The sequence below is a fragment of the Paenibacillus sp. S25 genome (assembly GCF_019454085.1).
Classification (GTDB): Bacteria; Bacillota; Bacilli; order Paenibacillales; family Paenibacillaceae; genus Paenibacillus; species Paenibacillus polymyxa_B.
The window spans coordinates 2,313,212-2,332,180 of the sequence record NZ_CP073683.1 but is presented as its reverse complement, the minus strand read 5'-3'; the positions used below and the strand labels follow the sequence as shown (position 1 = coordinate 2,332,180).

Annotated in this window: 22 protein-coding genes and 1 CRISPR repeat array; of the genes, 4 read left to right on the top strand and 18 right to left on the bottom strand. The window is 46.1% G+C overall.

The window, feature by feature from the left end:
- Window positions 1–244: 244 nt before the first annotated feature.
- Window positions 245–565: a winged helix-turn-helix transcriptional regulator gene (locus KAI37_RS10335; RefSeq protein ID WP_007430161.1), complete on the top strand. Its 321-nt coding sequence runs from the start codon at window positions 245–247 to the stop codon at window positions 563–565.
- Window positions 566–707: 142 nt separating this feature from the next.
- A complete protein-coding gene (locus KAI37_RS10330) occupies window positions 708–1,037 on the top strand; it encodes a hypothetical protein (RefSeq protein ID WP_071644288.1) in 330 nt (109 codons plus the stop codon).
- Between the two features lie 10 nt (window positions 1,038–1,047).
- On the opposite strand, the gene KAI37_RS10325 is transcribed toward KAI37_RS10330, so the two are convergent.
- The 7 genes from KAI37_RS10325 to KAI37_RS10295 form a co-directional block, all read right to left on the bottom strand.
- Window positions 1,048–1,971 carry an NAD(P)/FAD-dependent oxidoreductase gene (locus tag KAI37_RS10325; protein WP_220031173.1) on the bottom strand — a complete coding sequence of 308 codons (924 nt, stop codon included), beginning with the start codon at window positions 1,969–1,971 and terminating at the stop codon, window positions 1,048–1,050.
- Window positions 1,972–2,207: 236 nt separating this feature from the next.
- Window positions 2,208–2,810 (bottom strand): nitroreductase family protein, encoded by a 603-nt coding sequence (locus tag KAI37_RS10320; protein ID WP_025722870.1) that lies wholly within the window; start codon window positions 2,808–2,810, stop codon window positions 2,208–2,210.
- Between the two features lie 106 nt (window positions 2,811–2,916).
- Window positions 2,917–3,195, bottom strand: coding sequence for a hypothetical protein (locus KAI37_RS10315; RefSeq protein ID WP_071640633.1), 279 nt, complete (start codon window positions 3,193–3,195; stop codon window positions 2,917–2,919).
- A 129-nt stretch (window positions 3,196–3,324) separates the two neighbouring features.
- On the bottom strand, window positions 3,325–3,651 hold the full coding sequence (locus KAI37_RS10310) for a (2Fe-2S) ferredoxin domain-containing protein (RefSeq protein ID WP_071640631.1): 327 nt from the start codon (window positions 3,649–3,651) through the stop codon (window positions 3,325–3,327).
- A gap of 35 nt (window positions 3,652–3,686) precedes the next feature.
- Entirely contained in the window at window positions 3,687–4,187 is a 501-nt protein-coding gene (locus KAI37_RS10305) for a metallophosphoesterase family protein (RefSeq protein WP_220031172.1), read from the bottom strand.
- Between the two features lie 23 nt (window positions 4,188–4,210).
- Entirely contained in the window at window positions 4,211–4,645 is a 435-nt protein-coding gene (locus tag KAI37_RS10300; RefSeq protein WP_220031171.1) for an Rrf2 family transcriptional regulator, read from the bottom strand.
- A 97-nt stretch (window positions 4,646–4,742) separates the two neighbouring features.
- On the bottom strand, window positions 4,743–5,120 hold the full coding sequence (locus KAI37_RS10295; protein WP_071640627.1) for a DivIVA domain-containing protein: 378 nt from the start codon (window positions 5,118–5,120) through the stop codon (window positions 4,743–4,745).
- A 144-nt stretch (window positions 5,121–5,264) separates the two neighbouring features.
- Between KAI37_RS10295 and KAI37_RS10290 the strand changes: the two genes are divergently transcribed.
- On the top strand, window positions 5,265–5,834 hold the full coding sequence (locus KAI37_RS10290) for a TraR/DksA C4-type zinc finger protein (protein ID WP_220031170.1): 570 nt from the start codon (window positions 5,265–5,267) through the stop codon (window positions 5,832–5,834).
- 93 nt (window positions 5,835–5,927) lie between these two features.
- Here KAI37_RS10290 and KAI37_RS10285 read toward each other — a convergent pair whose 3' ends face one another.
- The 6 genes from KAI37_RS10285 to hrpB all read right to left on the bottom strand — a co-directional run bounded on the left by KAI37_RS10285 (window position 5,928) and on the right by hrpB (window position 13,276).
- Entirely contained in the window at window positions 5,928–6,932 is a 1,005-nt protein-coding gene (locus tag KAI37_RS10285; protein ID WP_061830313.1) for a Gfo/Idh/MocA family protein, read from the bottom strand.
- 19 nt (window positions 6,933–6,951) lie between these two features.
- Window positions 6,952–7,314, bottom strand: a complete 363-nt coding sequence (locus KAI37_RS10280; protein WP_013310011.1) for a replication termination protein — start codon at window positions 7,312–7,314, stop codon at window positions 6,952–6,954.
- A 264-nt stretch (window positions 7,315–7,578) separates the two neighbouring features.
- Window positions 7,579–8,217: a CatB-related O-acetyltransferase gene (locus tag KAI37_RS10275; RefSeq protein WP_081366817.1), complete on the bottom strand. Its 639-nt coding sequence runs from the start codon at window positions 8,215–8,217 to the stop codon at window positions 7,579–7,581.
- Window positions 8,218–8,379: 162 nt separating this feature from the next.
- Complete coding sequence (locus tag KAI37_RS10270) at window positions 8,380–9,552, bottom strand: acyltransferase (RefSeq protein WP_220031169.1); 1,173 nt, start codon at window positions 9,550–9,552, stop codon at window positions 8,380–8,382.
- Between the two features lie 270 nt (window positions 9,553–9,822).
- Entirely contained in the window at window positions 9,823–10,407 is a 585-nt protein-coding gene (locus KAI37_RS10265) for a general stress protein (protein ID WP_028542417.1), read from the bottom strand.
- Between the two features lie 340 nt (window positions 10,408–10,747).
- On the bottom strand, window positions 10,748–13,276 hold the full coding sequence (hrpB, locus tag KAI37_RS10260; protein ID WP_220031168.1) for an ATP-dependent helicase HrpB: 2,529 nt from the start codon (window positions 13,274–13,276) through the stop codon (window positions 10,748–10,750).
- A gap of 321 nt (window positions 13,277–13,597) precedes the next feature.
- Between hrpB and gluQRS the strand changes: the two genes are divergently transcribed.
- Window positions 13,598–14,593 carry a tRNA glutamyl-Q(34) synthetase GluQRS gene (gene gluQRS / locus KAI37_RS10255; RefSeq protein WP_220031167.1) on the top strand — a complete coding sequence of 332 codons (996 nt, stop codon included), beginning with the start codon at window positions 13,598–13,600 and terminating at the stop codon, window positions 14,591–14,593.
- 64 nt (window positions 14,594–14,657) lie between these two features.
- On the opposite strand, the gene KAI37_RS10250 is transcribed toward gluQRS, so the two are convergent.
- From KAI37_RS10250 to KAI37_RS26760, 5 genes are all read right to left on the bottom strand, one after another.
- The gene (locus tag KAI37_RS10250; RefSeq protein ID WP_053325287.1) at window positions 14,658–15,032 is read right to left on the bottom strand and encodes a DnaJ family domain-containing protein; all 375 of its coding nucleotides are present in this window, start codon (window positions 15,030–15,032) and stop codon (window positions 14,658–14,660) included.
- A gap of 114 nt (window positions 15,033–15,146) precedes the next feature.
- The gene (locus tag KAI37_RS10245) at window positions 15,147–15,341 is read right to left on the bottom strand and encodes an XRE family transcriptional regulator (protein ID WP_220031457.1); all 195 of its coding nucleotides are present in this window, start codon (window positions 15,339–15,341) and stop codon (window positions 15,147–15,149) included.
- A gap of 109 nt (window positions 15,342–15,450) precedes the next feature.
- On the bottom strand, window positions 15,451–15,618 hold the full coding sequence (locus tag KAI37_RS10240) for an aspartyl-phosphate phosphatase Spo0E family protein (RefSeq protein ID WP_071558834.1): 168 nt from the start codon (window positions 15,616–15,618) through the stop codon (window positions 15,451–15,453).
- 294 nt (window positions 15,619–15,912) lie between these two features.
- Complete coding sequence (locus KAI37_RS10235) at window positions 15,913–17,325, bottom strand: helix-turn-helix domain-containing protein (protein ID WP_220031166.1); 1,413 nt, start codon at window positions 17,323–17,325, stop codon at window positions 15,913–15,915.
- Window positions 17,326–17,657: 332 nt separating this feature from the next.
- Window positions 17,658–17,822, bottom strand: a complete 165-nt coding sequence (locus KAI37_RS26760; protein ID WP_481856599.1) for a GtrA domain-containing protein — start codon at window positions 17,820–17,822, stop codon at window positions 17,658–17,660.
- A gap of 267 nt (window positions 17,823–18,089) precedes the next feature.
- Window positions 18,090–18,794: direct repeats of the CRISPR family, unit length 32 nt; unit sequence ATTTCAATCCACGCACTCATATAGAGTGCGAC.
- Window positions 18,795–18,969 lie beyond the last annotated feature (175 nt).

Below are 18,969 nucleotides of genomic sequence, written 5' to 3'. Positions count from 1 at the left end.
CCTGAGGAATTAACGTAACCCATAATACACCCAAAATAAGGGGCAAGTCAATCAAATTTTAGCGAAATCGTGAACATTCGATATATCCTGTAATGATAACGTTTTCTGTGGTATGATTGACGAAGGGAAAGAGAAAAAACTGTTAAATATGTCACAGTTGATACAAAGCGTTATAGTTACTATTGGTATACAGAGTTACTTTTAGTATACTGTTTAAAACAACAATGAAATTGAGGGGATTCAGATGAGCGACGACAGGCAGCCTAAGCTTTTGTGCGGTAAGGTGGAACAGTCCTTTCAGATCATCAGCAAAAAATGGACCGCTCTCATCATTCATACTTTGATGGAACATCCCAAACGATTTAGTGAAATTCACGTCTCCATACCTGATCTTAGCAAACGCATGCTGAACGAACGCATCAAGGAACTAGAGCTTTCCGGCCTGATCCTTCGCAATGTCATCACAGAGCGGCCTGTGCGTACCGAGTATTCGCTGACACGCAAGGGTAAAGAGCTAGGTGATGCATTAAATGGTGTGGAGAGCTGGGCCGAGAGATGGCTTTAACCGCTAACAGGAGGTCGTCCCACATGGTCTCCTGTTATTGTGTTACCCCATGTGGATCATAATACAAACTATAGCACGAAAATAATGGGACAACCACGCAGCAGCTCATGATTTCAGAACGAGCCAAGGAAGGATGAGAATGATGGCATTTGGCATTACCCGGCAGGAGCTTATGGCCTGGAAAAGAGAGGTCAGTCGTGGTGAAATTGCTTTTCTTACACATTACTGGCTGGATGATCGCTTTCCAGGCATTACAACCGTCACCAAGGTGGGATGTTCTGATTTGGACAAGCTGCGCTTATGGTGCAACCATAACGGATTGGACCCCCAATATATTCATCAGCGTCAGCCCTATCCGCATTTTGATCTTATCGGCAACAAACAAACGGAAATTTTACGTAAGTACGGCATGAGCGATCAATTAAAACGCTTCGAACTTCATCTCTCAATGAGTACACGCCCATCGTTCTAAACCGCAGCTCTCAGAGCTGCGGTACTTTTGTTTTCATACCAGTTAATACCTTGTGTATCCAAATCGCTGACATAGCTCCTTCTCCCATCGCCACAGTCGCTTGCTCGGCATGTGCTCCTAAGTCCCCGGCTACCCATACATTTTCCACATTTGTCATTTTGCTGCGAGGATGAGTTTCGATATGCTTATTATGCAGCAGATGTACACCCAGTTGCTCTGCCAGCTCTGAATGAACGTGATTGCTGCCAAAGGCTAAAAACCCCCGCTCTGCTCGAACCACTTGTCCATCAGCCAACCGCACTCCTTCAAAACAGCCCGGTTCTCCGGTTATAATCTCAGAAATGGCTGCTTCCTTATAGCCAATCCCTTTTTCCCGCAACTTATCGGTCAGCTCGTCCGACACCTCTGAACGCTCATGATTGACATAAACAAGTTGATCAGTGCGGGCTGATAAAATCAGAGCCATGGAAGCTCCTGCTTTGCCTGCCCCCATGACGACCGTGCTTCGATCCTGAACCTCATAACCGTCACAATCCGGGCATACATATACACTGTTGCCCAAGCAGGCTTGTAACCCATCCAGCTTTGGAAAACGGTCCGTTAACCCTGTAGCTAACAACAGCGTCTTAGATGAATACACGGATCCTCCCTCCACTTGAATGTCAAAAAGCTCATCTCTTTTGGCGGCTTTTACCGCCTTCCCTTCAACAAATTTAGTACCTAGTTTCGTGGCTTCACTACGTCCAAGCCGTCGCAGCTCTTCACCAGAAATTCCGTCAGGAAAGCCCAAAATATTATGATACTGGTGGCACAGCGTAGATCGACCATAGCCCGAATCTATCACTAGAACTCGATGACTGCTGTATCTCCCCAATTGAATCGCTGCTTGCAATCCGGCAATTCCCCCACCAACAATAATGCAATCATAGTTCATAACTTTTCCTCCTTTGAATGCGCGTTATCCTAGACATCTGCATAAAACCGCAATAACACCTATGTAAACTTCTCATCCAATTTTAAACATAATATCACCCACTAACGGATGAATTAACCCCTGTGTCCGTATATATCAAAAGCTTTCATACCTTAAAAATGGAATGACAAAGAGCACTGTAGATAACCACAGTGCTCTAATCAGGCTGAACCTGAAACGTCATTTTATCGTAAAAATTATTTAAATGTTTTTACGCGTTCCTCAACAGGCTGGAATTCTTTTTCACCTGGTTGGAATGTCGGTTTACCAAATGGCATTTCAGCAATCAGTTTCCAATGCTCAGGAATGTTCCATTCGTTTTTCACTTTTTCATCAATCAATGGGTTGTAATGCTGAAGGGATGCGCCCAGTCCTTCTTGCTCCAGAGCCGTCCATACAACCAATTGCAGCATACCATTAGATTGGTTGGACCAGATTGGGAAATTGTCCGCATAGGCTTCAAATTGTTGTTGTAGACCAGCCACCACGTTATTGTCTTCAAAGAACAAGACTGTTCCGTATCCGCTGCGGAAACCGTTCATTTTCTCAGCAGTAGACTTGAATTGCTCCTCATTGCCTACAACCTCACGCAAAATATCTTCTGTAATATTCCATAGTTTGTCATGATGCTCTCCAAGCAGCACTACGGCACGTGAAGTTTGGGAGTTGAAAGAGGTAGGTGTGTACTTAACAGCTTCCTCTACAATCTCTTGAATCCGTTGGTCAGAAATGACTTGTTCTTTGCTAATACCATAATAGGAGCGTCTGTCTTTCAGAGCTGTGAAGAAGTCTTTAGCCATTTTGTTACCTCCTGAGAAAAATTAATTACTTTTCGTAACTTAATATACATTACACATATCTTAAAGTCAAGAGATTTCTTTTTAAATATTACCAGTTAGTTGATGATTATACGCCACCATTGTATTTTTTCTCACTGGAAGAGGTATGCTTGGTTGCATCCTTGTCTCTCTCCTCCTGTCTTTCCATCTTCAAATCCTCTACGGGAATGGCGTCTACCGTCTGCTCAATCTCAAAACGGTCAAACAAGCTTTCCTGCTCTGTCGGATACTGCTCTGCATGATCTCGATTGATCAACTGTTCCTGATGTTTAGACTCCGTTGTTCCTCTCCCCGTCTGCCCTTTCTGCTCATTCTGATCGTGCAGGTTATCTTCAAATGGGGCCATTTTACTTCCCTCCCTATCGGATTGGTGTCCACAGTATACTTTTACCTTTCACATCGGGGATTAAACGCAAAAAAGAGAAAATCTCCACAAAGATTTTCTCTACTCTGTTCTTATAGATGGTTGATTGGATTATTCCGAGCTGGATTTACCTGTACACTCATGAAAAAGATGAGGTTCCAGCTTCTCTCCCGTTACGAGCCTCTGCACCAGTTGAGTCCCCGAGTCGGGGGTCATTTGACCATACCAGTCCCCTTGAGGATATACGATCACAACCGCAGCATCATGACAACGCCCATTACAGCGAGTTCTGGTCGTGTGAATATATGCTTCTGCATTTTGTTTACGAATTTCATCCCGAATTGCCTGTGTAACTTCTTCACCCTCATGTCGCATACATGTGCCTCCATTGCAGATCAACACATGATGCTTCATCGGTTCTAATTCAAAAATGGCCATAGCTTCCCCTTTAATCAACAGTTGTTGGTTTTAAATCAATGTTTATCTGGATAAAGAACAAGCTGTGCTTCCATCTGACCAGCTTCAATCGTCAGCACGATAAATGAATATTCGTCTTCGCCGCGTTTGTCCGTCGGAGACCCCGGATTAAGGACAAGCTGACCGTCAATCGTTTTGACCACCGGAATATGCGAATGTCCATAAATCAGGCAATCCAGCATTTCTCCCTTAAACGTATTCAATGCGATATTTTCTGTCGAACCTCGCCAGCCGTGACCGTGAACCATACCGATCCGCTTGCCTTCAACATCAACGATTCGCTGATAGCCTAAACGCTCCACGATGTCCATTCCATCATTGTTTCCAGCAATGCCTTGCACAGGCGCAAATTCAGCTAGACGTTCATATACGAACCAATCCGTCCAGTCTCCGGCATGGAGAATGAGGTCACTGCCTTCTAACTCCTGTACCAGTCGACTAGGCAGTGTTTTACTTCTGTGCGGCATATGAGTGTCTGAAAGTACGATGATTTTCATATTAATTGCTCCTTACTGGCGTCTTACACGGTTGAACTTTGTTGCCCAACGCGCTGCTGAAGCGCCTGCTCCAGATCTCGCAGCGTAACGGTCTCGAAAAACGCCTGTATTTTCTGCTCTGCCACGGTATATAAACCATCCAACAATGCGTCTATGTTCCTACCAACCTCACAATTATGATTGCTGTCGGTATGGATAGCAAACAACGGACCTTCATCCTTGGTCGCTTCATAGATCATTTTCAGATTGATGTTTGAACTGGACATGCTTAGACGAAAGCCGCGTGCTCCAGGCGACGAATCCACCAACCCCGCTTGCTTAAGTCGGCTCATAATCCTTCTCACAACTACCGGATTTGTATTGATGCTGGAAGCAATAAGTGACGATGTCATTCGCTCCGGTGCCCCTTCAGCCAGAAGAAGCAGACAATGGATACTAACGGAAAAATGGGTACTCATGTTAACCACCTTTATGTGTGTGCCTCATTAAATGTTTGGTAAAATGCTTGTTTCCATCATACCACAATAGAGGCACCAACACAGTGCTTACTGCATCTTACTCCGGAAAATAGTCATTTTCAGGACGTACTCGCACTTTTAATTGGCGTACACTATATTCCAACTGCTTAACGATATCCTCCAGTTGACGACGGTCAAGTCCATTAAGGTCGGCGGCAGGCTTAGGCGCATTTTTCAAATCACGTATGGTTGCCTGCTGCTCCTGCCACTTGTCCATCAGGTCGGCTATATTCGCATAAAAGCGTTCATAATCCTTGATTACTTCATCCAGAAAGGCATCCACCTCGTCCGGATCATAGCCGCGCATTTTATTTTTAAACTGTTTCTCATGAATGGAGAGCGCGTCCAGCTGAATGCCCAGTTGTTTAAACAACTGCTTTTGTTTTTCCAGACGACGCTTCATATGTTCATCCATCGGTTATTCCCTCCTTAACACACTATTCTTTTTATATCACATTCTAGGCTGGGAATAAAAGTCTCTGCTGATTGTCCGGCCCTATGAACGGGTATAAAAGAGCATACGTGTCACTTATACAGACCACGAAGGGGAGAGATGATCATGAATCATTTGAACGATTCGCAGCTCGCAGAGCTGAAGCATATGTTACTGGAACAGAAAAAGGATTTAGAAAAGCATTTTGAACAAAACGGTCAGGACAACGCTCCATTGGGAGAAACACTGACAGATTCCACAGGTGAACTTTCTTCCTATGATAACCACCCCGCTGATATAGGGACAGAAACCTTTGAACGGTCCCGTGATTTGGCGATTAATGATTCGCTGCAAGGCGAGCTGGAGCAGGTCAATGCAGCCCTTCAACGGATGAAGGATGGGACATACGGAATATGTGTGGAGAGCGGGGAAGAAATTCCTTTTGAACGGTTGCAAGCCATTCCATATACAGCCTATACAATCGAGCACACACCAACTCGAGAATTATCGAATGACCGTCCTGTAGAGGAACAGGTCATGACTCCACCGCCCAAGGGTTCAGGTGAGGTTCGCCAACGGAATGCAGGACGATTTGACGATGCGGGCGCATGGGACGCCGTGGAGAAATACGGTACATCAAACTCGCCTGCAACTGCCGCCAAGCGTGATGTCACCGATTATGATGAAAATATGTAATGCTATATGCTTATGTATTCGTTCATCTAAAAAAGCAGCTTGTCCTTCGGACAGGCTGCTTTTTATGTCTTTACGGGAATGCGGTGATCCCGTTTATCCAATTTCTATCCGTTTCCGACTGCGAGCTGACTCAATACAAGCGTCAATCACCTTCATATTGCTCACCGCATCTTCTGGCTCATACGGCAACGGGACACCGTCAAGCACCGCTTTAGCAAAAGCATCCGCTTGCAGTTCAAAGGAATTAAAACCTTTCAGACGTTCCTCACGCGTGACCGAACCGACGTGGACGAAAATTTGCGGTACAACAGACGTTCTTTCCCAACCGAACATTTTGGGCATCGCAATCGTACCCTTGCTACCGAGAATCTCCATGTTGGAACGATTGGCTGCCCACATGCCACAATCGAAAGTAAGGTTGACTCCACCCGGAAATTCCAGCAAACCGGAAGCCATCATATCGACGTTGTCATGTTCCGGGGAAAATAAGGCATGTACCGTCACTGCCTCCGGCTCCCGATCCAAATACATACGAGCGGCTGATATCGGATAGACGCCCACATCATATAGCGAGCCGCCGCCCATGTTTTTATTAAAGCGCACATTATCTGCCTGATCGGTATTGTTAAACGTAAACGTGCAATGAATGCCGCGAATGTCACCAATTTCCCCACTATTGATAATTTCCTTAATTCTTCGATGTTTGGGATGATAGCGATACATAAAAGCCTCTGCAAAGATCACTCCTGCACGTTGACATGCTTCAATCATGCGGCTTGTCCCGGCCGAGCTAAGAGAAGATGGTTTTTCACACAAAACGTGCTTCCCAGCCTCCGCTGCCCGAATGGTCCACTCCTCATGCAGATGGTTCGGCAACGGAATATACACCGCTCCGATTTCGGGATCAGCCAACAGTTCATCATAGCTTCCATAACTTTTCGGAATATCGAACTCCCGGGCGGCCTCAGCGGCTTTATCCGCATTACGACTAGCAATCCCAAGCACTTCTCCGCGTTCGGATTGCTGAATTGCCGGAATTACAGCGATTTGGGCGATCTCCGCAGTGCCTAAAATTCCCCATTTCAGCTTTCTACCCATCATTCTCATCCTTTCGTGGTTAGGAATAGTTGTCTTGTTCCGCTTTATGCAGCATACCTAAGCAACGGTCCAAATCGGCTTTGACCTGCTTCTTGTACAGTCGGGCTTTCTCCTCCCCATCATCTGTAAAGTGATAGAGTACAATCTCCTGAAAATCCACGCGCGGGTCTGTTCCTTTCAATCGCTTGGTACGGTAAAAAACGCCTTCCTGTACCAGCTCATGCAGCGCCCGGTAAACCTCGCTCTGAGGCGGAACATATCCAAAGCCACTAAACTCATCCTTCATCGATTCGAGCATCTGATATCCATAACCGCGATGCCTCTCCACCATTGTGATCAGATAAATTTTGATAAAAGCCCGCTGGGATATCATAAACGCCATTTCATAGCCTCCTCCACACCTTATTCGTGCACCTTATCTTCCATTATAAACCACTCTGCGTCCATACACTATTTCCTTTGATGATATGAGAGCGTATGAGAACCCTTCATCCCTTGTGACCTGTTTTAAGATGGCGAGAGATATAGAATGAGGCGATATAGAGTAGTGTGCGAAGCGCTGAGAAATGATTTTATTGTTTTTATTATTATGAATTTTTCATATGTTGAAATAATGTAATTAAAGCTAAAAAAATAGAGTTACAGATTACGAAGACTGGATTAATTGTTTTAAGGCCTCCGTATCGTTACTTGTCAAAACAGGAATATATTCTGTTATTTTTTGAATGTCCCAGTCCCACCATTTCAGGGTTTGTAGCATAGCTATTGTCTCCTCATCAAACCGATAACGAATTAACTTCGCGGGATTTCCTCCTACAATGGAATATGGCAGAACATCTTTAGTCACCACGGCATTTGACGCAATGATCGCGCCATCACCAATTTGAACTCCGGGCATAATGGTAGCGTTGTAACCAATCCAAACATCATTTCCAACCACAGTGTCCCCTTTGTAGCCCCCACTTAAATTGGGTAAACCAACTTTCCAATCTCCACCAAACGCTCCAAAAGGAAAAGTGGTAAACGCATTTGTATTATGATTAGCGCCATTCATAATAAATTTGGCTTTGGCTGCAATCGCGCAAAACTTTCCAATCTTTAATTTGTCCCCTATAAAATCAAAATGATAAAGGACATTTTTCTCAAAATCCAAAGGGTTATCATCATCGTCATAATAGGTATAATCTCCGATTTCGATATATGGATTAACCACTACATTGTTCAAAAAACACAGACTTCTAATATTTTTCATCGGAAAAACGCTTCTTGTATCTGGACCACTCATTTTGCGACCCTCCCATATGGATGTTCCTTCACCCTACTGGTAAAGGCACATCCAGTCTATCAGTATGTATACTATTAAACAAATGCAGATAGAAAAGTATCCCTTGGCCTTATTTCTTGGCTTTGGGATACTCTTGTGAACATATGTGATTGGATTATCAAATCAGGCTTGCTTTTGTAAGGCTGGAGGACCTCCAGTCGGGCGAGGACGAACCCGAAGCCCCACGATCCATTTGCCCAGAGGCAAACGTGCCAGCAGCCATGTTCCGGCAACGGAAAAGATCATACAGAGAACGAACGAAGCCAGCGTACGAAGAACGTAGCTCCAGTCTGCAAACAACGTCTCGTCAAAATAATAGGTCACGCGCAGCATAAAGGCATGCATGAGATAGGCTCCATAGGACAACGTTCCGATGGCCGTCAGCATACTCGCCGCACGTCCCCTCTTATGAGCAATCCACGTCGCTACCCGATAAGCTACAAAAATAGACGCAACGCAATATACAGCCATGACCGGACGCAGCAGAGACAAATAGTTAAAGGAAAGAACTGTACCTCGCGGCGTCTGGAACTGACCGATCATCTCGTACAGTAAGTAGCCTGTAATCACGATAAACAACGGCCAGTATATCATCTGTGCTTTGGTTATCCAAGCATTCCAACGCTTGACGTTCATCCCGGCTGCTGCTCCTAGCACAAAATAAAAGAAAAAGTAGATCACATTCCGGTCAGCGTACAGGGTAAACCAAGAGGTAATGACCGGAAGCTGGAGCTTATCCATCGCTTGGTATACGGGTCCAACGGCGAACATGAGCAAAATATATAGCACACCGAATCCAGCCAATACAGTGGGTCGCCATTTTGACGGCAGTAGCGCAGACAAATGACGGACCGCATAACGAAACACGGGAAATAACACATAACATTGGATAATCATAACGATGTACCATAGATGATAGCTGCTTTTCCCGTTCAACAGCTTCTGGAAAAAATCCAGCGGGTGAATATATCCACCACTTTGGGCAAGCTGATTTCCCAATTCGTATAAAAGAGACCATATGATATACGGAACGATGATGTCCATGAATCTTTTACGTAAAAACGTTCCGTACTTTAAGACCCCATCATAATTGTAAAATAGCACCATGCCCGTGATAAACACAAACACAGGAACTGCAAATTTGGAACACAGCAGTAAAAGTGTCATCAAAACCCCGTCCTGGATGCGCGCCCCCTGCGCAACCGCATAGTGTGCGACGGAATGCTGAAGAACAACGGCAGCAAAAGCCAGCCCTCTTAGCAAAGCGACTTCGGAAATTCTCTCTTTTTGACTCATGTCACTCTCCTGTTACATCTAGCAATTTATAAATCCAGGATTTTTCAAAATCCTCAAATCTATTATAACGACAATTCTGTAAAAATATATAGAAGGATAAACGTGCCAACAGCAAGCAAAGCATCATTTATCTCAGGTTTATTCCATGTTTCACTAACATGTAAAAGCAGCAGCCTTCCCTCTCGGGGAGACTGCTGCTGTAGAAACAACCTATATACAAAGGAGATAGGAAAGCCTGTTAAATCACGTTCTCAACTAGCCGTTAGTTGTTTAGAGGTTCCTTCTAGTATCTGTGTACGCATCTGTCCGCGTGTCCGCCACCGTATCATCATACGTTCTGTAACGATCCGCATTCAGCGAACGGTTGGTGCGGAAAATATCATAAACATCCCTGTGATGGTCAGCTGAATCCACCAGCACTAAAATCTTGCCCTGATCGACGTATGTCTCGTATTGACGTGCATCATCTTCTGGAATACCTAGCCCGACCAGTCCACCGACCAAGCCACCTGCTCCCGCACCGACAGCTGCTCCGGTAAGAGTAGCCGCGATAGGTCCAGCAGCGAGGATCGGTCCGATACCCGGAATAGCCAAGGCCCCGATGCCTGCCAGCAAGCCAGCAACGCCGCCTACAATACCGCCTGTAGCCGCACCTGTGGCCACACCCTCCGGTGCTTTGGTGCCTGTCTCTTCACTAATCGTCCTTAGCTCGTCACGGTCACGGGTGATCACAGAAATTTCACTGCTTGGGATTCCTTTGCTCTGCAATTGTCCTATCGCACGAGATGCTTCCTGCTCTGTATCAAAAACACCAACAATTTTCTTTTCATTATAATCGTTTAAGTTATTAGCCATGATAGTTACCTCCCAATATTTTGGTGTTGAGTGGTTCGTCTTTCATTACCCCGCCATTATGACGTTTAAACGATTTTACGAAAATTCAAAAGTCGATACCCTTCAATTTGAACCCATTCTATAAAAGTTACATATGGAGCCACTGCGCAGTCAGATGGTGCTTCCCAGCGCTGTTGTCCCCAGATTTCCTGAATGAACGTGCAAGAGTAGAAACCTGGAGACAAAGGCGACCGCTTCCGCTTGTACAGCACCATTCTGCCTACTCCGTTTTTATGTGAATTTTTTGAATTCAGCTTACTACTTCTCACACCGTTCTGTCGCATAATAAGACAGCTGCTGGTCAACGCTTTGGCTTTGCTCTGTTGGTCGCCACAGCTTCCAGTGGATCATCCGGCCAATAATGCTTGGGATATCTGCCCTTCAGGTCCTTTTTGACTTCAAAGTAAGCCTCGCTCCAGAAGCTGGACAAGTCGGAAGTCACTTGGACAGGTCGCTGGGCAGGTGACAGTAAATGCAATACAATGGGTACGCGTCCGCGTCCAATAAGAGGCGTATCCCTCATACCGAACAACTCTTGTAGTCGTACGGCCAGCGCTGGTGCCTCAGGATTCGAATAATCGACAGGAATGCGGGAACCGCTGGGTACGCGGATATGCGTCGGCGCTTCCTGATCAAGCTGCTGCCGCTGTTCCCAATCCAGCCTGCCAAGCAGCAATGCAGCACTGTCCAGCCGTTGCAAATCGGATACATTTTGGGCTCCTAGAGCAAAAGGCAACAGCCACGATTCCAGTGAATCCAGCAATGCCGATTCCGTGCAGTCCGGCCAGTCCTCAGGCGCCGAGAAGTGCATAAAAATCAAACGAGCCTGCAACTGGAGGGTTTGCCGATTCCATGACAGTAGCTTTAGACCGCGTTCACGGACACCCTGCATCAAGGCGACAGCAACCTCCTCTGCCGGAGGTCGCTCATAGGACGTTTCCTTTAAGACGAGTGAGCCCAGCCGCAGTACCTTGCGGGCTCTCACTGCTGAGGCGGAGCTATCCCAGTATACGTTGGCCTGTTCCAGCAACAAATCGCTGCAATGCTGGATCAGCTCTTGCAGTTCAACCGGTGCCGCCAACTGAATGGCGCCATCTGCTCCCTCGTCGTCCACTTCGGCGGCGACAAGATAGGACGAACGCGACATCCACTCCACTTGTCGGAGTCGCGCCCCCCGACCGCCGCTAAGCAAAAAGCGGCCGTCCCCTCGGCCCTGCGCGATCCGATCCGGATACGCAAAGGCCAGCAGCTGCCCGCAAGCCGCGGAGCCGTCAGGCTCGTCCTGCACTGCGGCTGCTGTTGGCAGCGTGGCTAGCAGCTGCCGGCTCTCCTGCACGATACGGCGAATCACCGTATCGTCTGCTGCCCGCAGCAGGCTGTGCGTACTGCGGGCATGGGCCGCCTCGCGCAGGGCATCCAGACGCGGGCGCAAATCCGTTCCGCCATGAGCGCGGAACGGGTCCCGCTCTTGCAGCAGCGCAGCCAGACGGCTGGCAGTCGGGGCCAGGCCAAGGGCTGCTGCACGCAACAGCATATGCCCGAGGCGCGGGTGCGTGCCCAGGGCGGACACCTCGCGCCCATGCACGGTGATGCCGCCTGTAGTGCCATCGGCTGCTTCATCCAGGCAGCCGAGCTGGTGCAGCAGACCTGTGGCTTGGCGGTATGCGGCCTCAGGCGGGGCATCCAGCCAGGCCAGTTCGGCAGGCTCGCGCACACCCCAGGCCGCCAGCTCCAGCGCGAGCGGGGCCAGATCCGCCGCGGCGATCTCCGGGCGGCTGGCATCGGGGAGCGCGGCATGCTCCTGCGCGCTCCACAGCCGGTAACATACGCCCGGTTGAAGGCGCCCTGCCCGTCCGCGCCGCTGGTCGGCGGAGGCCTTGGACACCTTGACGGTGGTCAAACGACTCATGCCAGTTCGCGCGGAAAACACCGATTCCCGCGACAGTCCGCTATCAATCACCACCGTGATCCCGGCGATGGTCAAGCTGGACTCGGCAATCGAGGTGGCCAATACCACTTTTCGACTGCCCAAAGCCGATGGGCGTATTGCCTCATCCTGCTGCTCCAGCTTCATGCTGCCGTACAGCGGAATTACCTTGACGTGTGCTGGTAAATGCTTTGAAGCCAATTCTCGTTCCGTTCTATGAATTTCTCTAGCCCCTGGTAAAAACACCAACAGATCGCCTTCATGAGCATCAAGCGCCTTTTCTACCGTCTCAGCCGTAAAGGACTCTAATGAAGTTGACGAAGGTTTGCACATATGAGAGGTTTCTACTGGAAATACGGTGCCTGGACATTCCAGCAATGGCGCATCCCCTAATAGTCTGCATACAGGCTCTGCCTCCAGGGTGGCAGACATGATCAATATCTTCAAATCTGGTCGCAGCAACGCCTGGCTTTGCAGGGCAAGTGCCAATCCCAAGTCTGCATGCAGGCTCCGTTCATGAAACTCATCAAACATAATCAGCCCGACTCCCTCCAATGCCTGATCATGTTGCAGCATCCGGGTCAGCACGCCCTCCGTAACCACTTCAATCCGCGTGTTTGATCCTACTTTTGTATCCATACGAACCCGGTAACCCACGGTCTTCCCGGTGGGCTCTCCCAGCGCTTTCGCCATTTGCGCTGCTGCTGCACGTGCTGCCAAACGCCTCGGCTCCAGCATAATCATCTTTTGCCCTGCCAGCCACGGCTCATGCAGCAATTCCAGCGGTGTTACCGTCGTTTTCCCCGCTCCTGGCTGTGCAATCAGTACCGCCGCCGAATGGGATTGCAGTGTATGTTTAAGCTCGGGAATCACTTGCATAATAGGCAGTTGTTTATCTGTCAATGAAATCTCTCCAATGATACGCTTGATGCGTAGAATCTAAGTTTTAATTTCTTTATTATTATGAATTTTTCATTACCTGTAATTATCGAGCAATGAATAGAAAATGCTAAGCTGCCCTCTGGGACTTCTCTTCGGCCTGTAGTGCATAATCCTTCTAAATCTATTATACAGATATTTAAATTTCCCGTCTGGCCATCGCGGCTATGTATGCTTCGTGTTTAGCTTCTATACCTGTCGGGATGCACTCGCGGCAAGTTCGTTTTATAATATGGTTGATATGGATTGCTGAAGGACGGAACATAGAATCGAGGTCACTTTCTTATGGAATTACAGGCCCAACCCATCAGAGGGCGATTTGCCCCAACACCATCGGGATGGATACACTTAGGAAACGCTCGCACCGCCTTATTATCCTGGCTGCACGTTCGTTCCCTGGGCGGAACCTATATTTTGCGCATGGAAGATATTGATATGACGCGAGCTCGCAACCAGTTAGCGCAAGGGATTATGGAAGATTTGCGCTGGATCGGGCTGAATTGGGACGAAGGACCCGACGTAAGCGGTCCCTACGGTCCCTACACTCAAAGCCAGCGGCTGGAACGCTTCCAATCTGCATTGGAGAAACTACAGGAGCAAGATTTGCTGTATCCTTGTTTTTGTAGTCGGGCAGACATTCTGGCTGCCGCTCATGCTCCACATGGACTGTCTGGTGAAGGACCCGCATATTCGGGGGCATGTCGTAACCTTAGCTCTCAAGATGTCGTAGCCAAAGCACAACATAAACTCCCTTCACTTCGCTTTAAAGTACCGCAAAATCCAGATGCCGTTATTTCTTTTCATGATCAGGTAGCAGGTCATGTGGCCTTTGGTGCGGCAGATGGGGGCGATTTTATCGTCAAACGAGCCGACGGCATGTTTTCCTATCAGCTTGCCGTCGTTGTCGATGATGCGGATATGCATATGACCGACGTACTACGCGGATATGATCTTCTCGATTCAACCCCCCGTCAGCTATTGCTGTACCAAGCTTTGGGGTTGCAGCCGCCACGTTTCGCACACGTTCCCCTTGTCCTGGGCCCTGATGGGCGAAGGCTGGCCAAACGACATGGTGGCGTAGCACTCCGAGCTATGCGCCGACAAGGTGTCACACCGGAAGCAGTCATTGGCTGGCTCGCCTATTTTTCCGGGCTGCTGGATTCACCTGAGCCTGTGAAGGCTGTGGATTTAATCGATGACTTTCATTTGGACAAACTGCCCAAAGAACCTGTCATCCTGACGAAACAATGCCTCACGAGATTATCTGCACTGCAACGGTAATGAGGTAAAGCACGGAAATCAAAGTGTACGGGCAAGGGCATTCCGCCCTTTGCTCCTCTCGCTTCTATTCCTCCAGTCGCTTACGCATAGCGGACTCATATTCATAAAATACAGATGACGTATTCAGCCCTCTTTCCTCCAGCAGCATACGGAGACGTAGTGATTTTTCAGTCAGCCTGCGACTGATCCGTTGTTGCTCTCCTGCCTCATGGCAAGCGTGAAGCAAATCACGTAGCTGGACACATTCCTTTTGTAACTGAAGCTCTTCCGGTAGAATGCCTGCATTCTTCAACAGCTTGTACGACATCCGCAGCTCCTCTGGAACATGTGACAAATCCTCGATGACCAGTGGCTTGCCCGCTCCCGGCAAATGATCAAACTCACCTTTGGCCATCGCCTCGGCAATCTTCTGCTCTGCCATTCTGGAGAACATCTCCATCACTCCTTGTATTAAGCTTCCTATGTACAATCTATATTAAAGAAACCTGGAGTCCTTTGCCACTGTAGCTTACATATCATTAGGATGTCCTGTATCCATAAAGGAGAAAGAGGGTTATTCTTCGATCCCAAGCAATTGAGATACTTGTACTCTATATTTTTTGGCCTTACGTGTTCCATGAATGAGATTAGACAAGCGGCTATCAGGAATATGGTAGGTATCACAAAATGTTCTCTGATCCATTTGCCTCTCGACTAGCTTTTCTTTGATTTTCCACCCAAAAGGAGTTACAGGATTTCGTTTGTTCAACAACGTTATCACCTCTTCATAGTATAGGATTTAGAATTTTGATTGGGGTTTGGGGTTTGGAGATTGGATTTCACATTCTTCCATTAGCAACATGTCATGAACTCATTTGTTAAGATTTCATTTTGTATATTTGGTATTGATTCAATAGTTCATCCAGTTTCATGGATTGTTCAATCACTTTGGGATGCGTTAAAAATCCATATTTCTTCTGGACTTGGTACAGTCTTTTTCTGGCCCGTTCGACACGAAGTAAAGTCACACCTGGATTCATCAGCATGATTCCCCCTTCTGTGTCATATCCTAATGCAAAACGTAAATTTTTGGATTTTTTTAAAATACGCTTAACAAAAAAAGTGCTTCTGGAATATTCCAGAGGCACTTTTTGTCGGTATATGTTTATTTTCAGTTGGTTTCAAGTTGTTCAGAGTTAAACTTTGGAACCCTTATAATCGTCAGTTGTAAAGTTAGCAGAACATTGTTTGTGTTTCTTCTCTGTTACATACCTCCAATTTGATCATTAAGTTGAATGTGACTATGCGAATGAACCGGCACAGTAACAATAAACAAAAAACTAGTCGCGATGATCAGCAGTACCATTTTTTTCAACATTCTCTAACCACACCTTTTCAATAAGATTAAAAAAACCTGCTTTAGTTTCAAGAACCGCATAATCCCGAAAATGTAAAAGCAGCCCCATACAATTTATAAAATAAGTCTCATTATTTAGTGTATGATAACTTACCATTGCATACATCAAATATTTAAAACCATCACTATACACACCTTGATGTAAATAATAATAAGCTAATTCATATCCAAAGCGTGCACATTGCTCTGGTATTACTTGATTAGTATACATATCATCAAACAACATTTCCGGCTGAGTGAAAGAATTAACTTCAGTTTCAAAACGCTGAAGTATTTTATCTACATCAATCTGATATCGGTTAGCAGCCATCAAAACATTAAGCAGTTTGGTGACCATTTCTTTATTCGTTACATTTGTTGATGCAATGTATTCAACATAATCCGTAAGCACACCTGTATCTCCAGATAAGAGTTTATTAACGTAAGTATTACCTTCGGACCAATGTTTGTACAAATTGACCCAGTGCTGAGTAGCCTCGTCTGTCTCTATGACCCAATCTAAATTAGCGTAGGCGTATGTATATTGCAGAGCTTGTCTATAGTCGCCTTGAGCTTCACAGACACATGCACACAACAAGTCAGCATAAGCGATGTAACCAAATAATGGACTCCTTGTTTTCTTGCCAGAATCTTTTCGCTTTTCCTGCTTATGCTTCATAGTGTATTGAATTCTCGCTTTAACCCTCATTCTGCAAGCTGTTGCATCAAGCTTGTCCCATTTACGTAAAGACCTATACACATTCGCCAAATCCTTTAATGCATCAAGCTGAACTATTTCATCCAGACGCTCGACATAAGGTTCAAATAGTATCGCTGCCTTGAGATTACGGCTCTGATCATCTCCAACTTGAATCGTGAATATACGATATTGGCAGGTGGCCAAGCGTTCAGAATGCTGATATTTCTCCACTTCTGCGACATTCTCATAGAGAGGCAGCGCAGCAGCATGTCGTCCCTGTTCAAATAATGCTTCTGCAACATCAAATAGCCTAGTCGCATACAGCGGATTATCCATGATATGTCCAACCATTCGACGGATAGCATACAGCTTGTCCAGCTCCGCACAACGATACAATAATGGCTCGATTCGCCTAAAATTCGGGGAAAGGTCAATGATGTAATTTTCTATGTATAGATCGTAAAAATAGCCTTCTGGCAAATCCATAGCCACAGTGATTCGGTCTAGCTGCTGTACGGAAATAGGACGATGCTGAGTAATCCAATTACTAAGCGTTCTTTGATGAACCCCTGAATATTCGGCAAATTGACTCAATGTCATATCATTTTGTTTTAGATAATCCTCAAACTCCGCTGAAATCGTAGGTGTATGCTTCAAGTCATAACCACCCTTCACATAAAAATTCCATTATTTTAAAAATCACCCTCTATTCTTCTCCATAATTAACCATCTGTCAATATATTATGCAACTAATGTTTATAGCGAAAATTCAGCATAACTTACACATATTGGGACATGATGGACGAGTGGCATCCTGAAATGATTGGGTTGATCCAAGTAAAAGGTTTCACAGAGTTGACATGACTAATTCATTTCCCCATGTGGATTCTCACCAGTAATGATATAGAGGTCCCATGCAGAAACTCTGTTGTACCTTTTAATTACATGAAAAATCCCCTGATGTTGATGCAATCAGGGGATACCTAGGTTCATTTCTCTCGCTTTGATAATACGAAGTTGATTATTTCTCCAGTCACAATTCCTGTCAAAATTGCATAGATTCCCATAGCGCTCATCTTATAACCCAAAGCGTAAAATAACCCTATACCTATTGCGTAGCCCAACAAAATCACTGCATAGCGCTTTAATTTCAATCCACGCACTCCATACAGAGTGCGACGTTGAATCTGAGGCCATAGCCTACAATGAGGTCGATTTCAATCCACGCACTCCATACAGAGTGCGACGCCAAACGATATTATTGAGTACGTAAAAGAGCAGGAGATTTCAATCCACGCACTCATATAGAGTGCGACCGGAACAGCACTTTGAATTTCTTGCTCCAATGAAGATTTCAATCCACGCACTCCATACAGAGTGCGACGCCAAACGATATTATTGAGTACGTAAAAGAGCAGGAGATTTCAATCCACGCACTCATATAGAGTGCGACTTCTATCTACTGCCTTTTGTGCTCGGTTAGTTAATTTCAATCCACGCACTCATATAGAGTGCGACGCTGGGACAGACAATGATGCTTACCGTCAGATAGATTTCAATCCACGCACTCATATAGAGTGCGACGTAATCTTTGGATCGTGACGGGCGTTACTGTCGTGAGAATTTCAATCCACGCACTCATATAGAGTGCGACAGAGGCTGTCGATGTTGCAATCAGTATACCAGTCAATTTCAATCCACGCACTCATATAGAGTGCGACTATATAGTCCTGCACAGCCTTGACGACTGCCACTATTTCAATCCACGCACTCATATAGAGTGCGACCATCGAATTTGTCAGCAGCAGCTTGGTCAGCAGATTATTTCAATCCACGCACTCATATAGAGTGCGACTTTGCTCTATCGCCCCCATCTTGTCGCTCCTTTATAATTTCAATCCACGCACTCATATAGAGTGCGACGCTATTTACTGGATATCAAAGAGGATGAAGAATTCATTTCAATCCACGCACTCATATAGAGTGCGACTCAATCAGACCGCCGAGACCATACCGGAGGCCGAAATTTCAATCCACGCACTCATATAGAGTGCGACTAACAGATTATTTCAAAAAGTCAATAGTTTTTAATGAATTTCAATCCACGCACTCATATAGAGTGCGACAGCGAAAATGGGTCAAATGCCCCCTATTTAAGTAACATTCTAACGTTATTTTGGCAAAAACGCATCTAATATTACCTCATCCTCTTGCGATCGTTTAAAATTTGTTCACATTCGATATAATTCGACAAAATCTGAGGTGCGAATCTCTCGGAGAATTCATGTGAGCTTCACATTC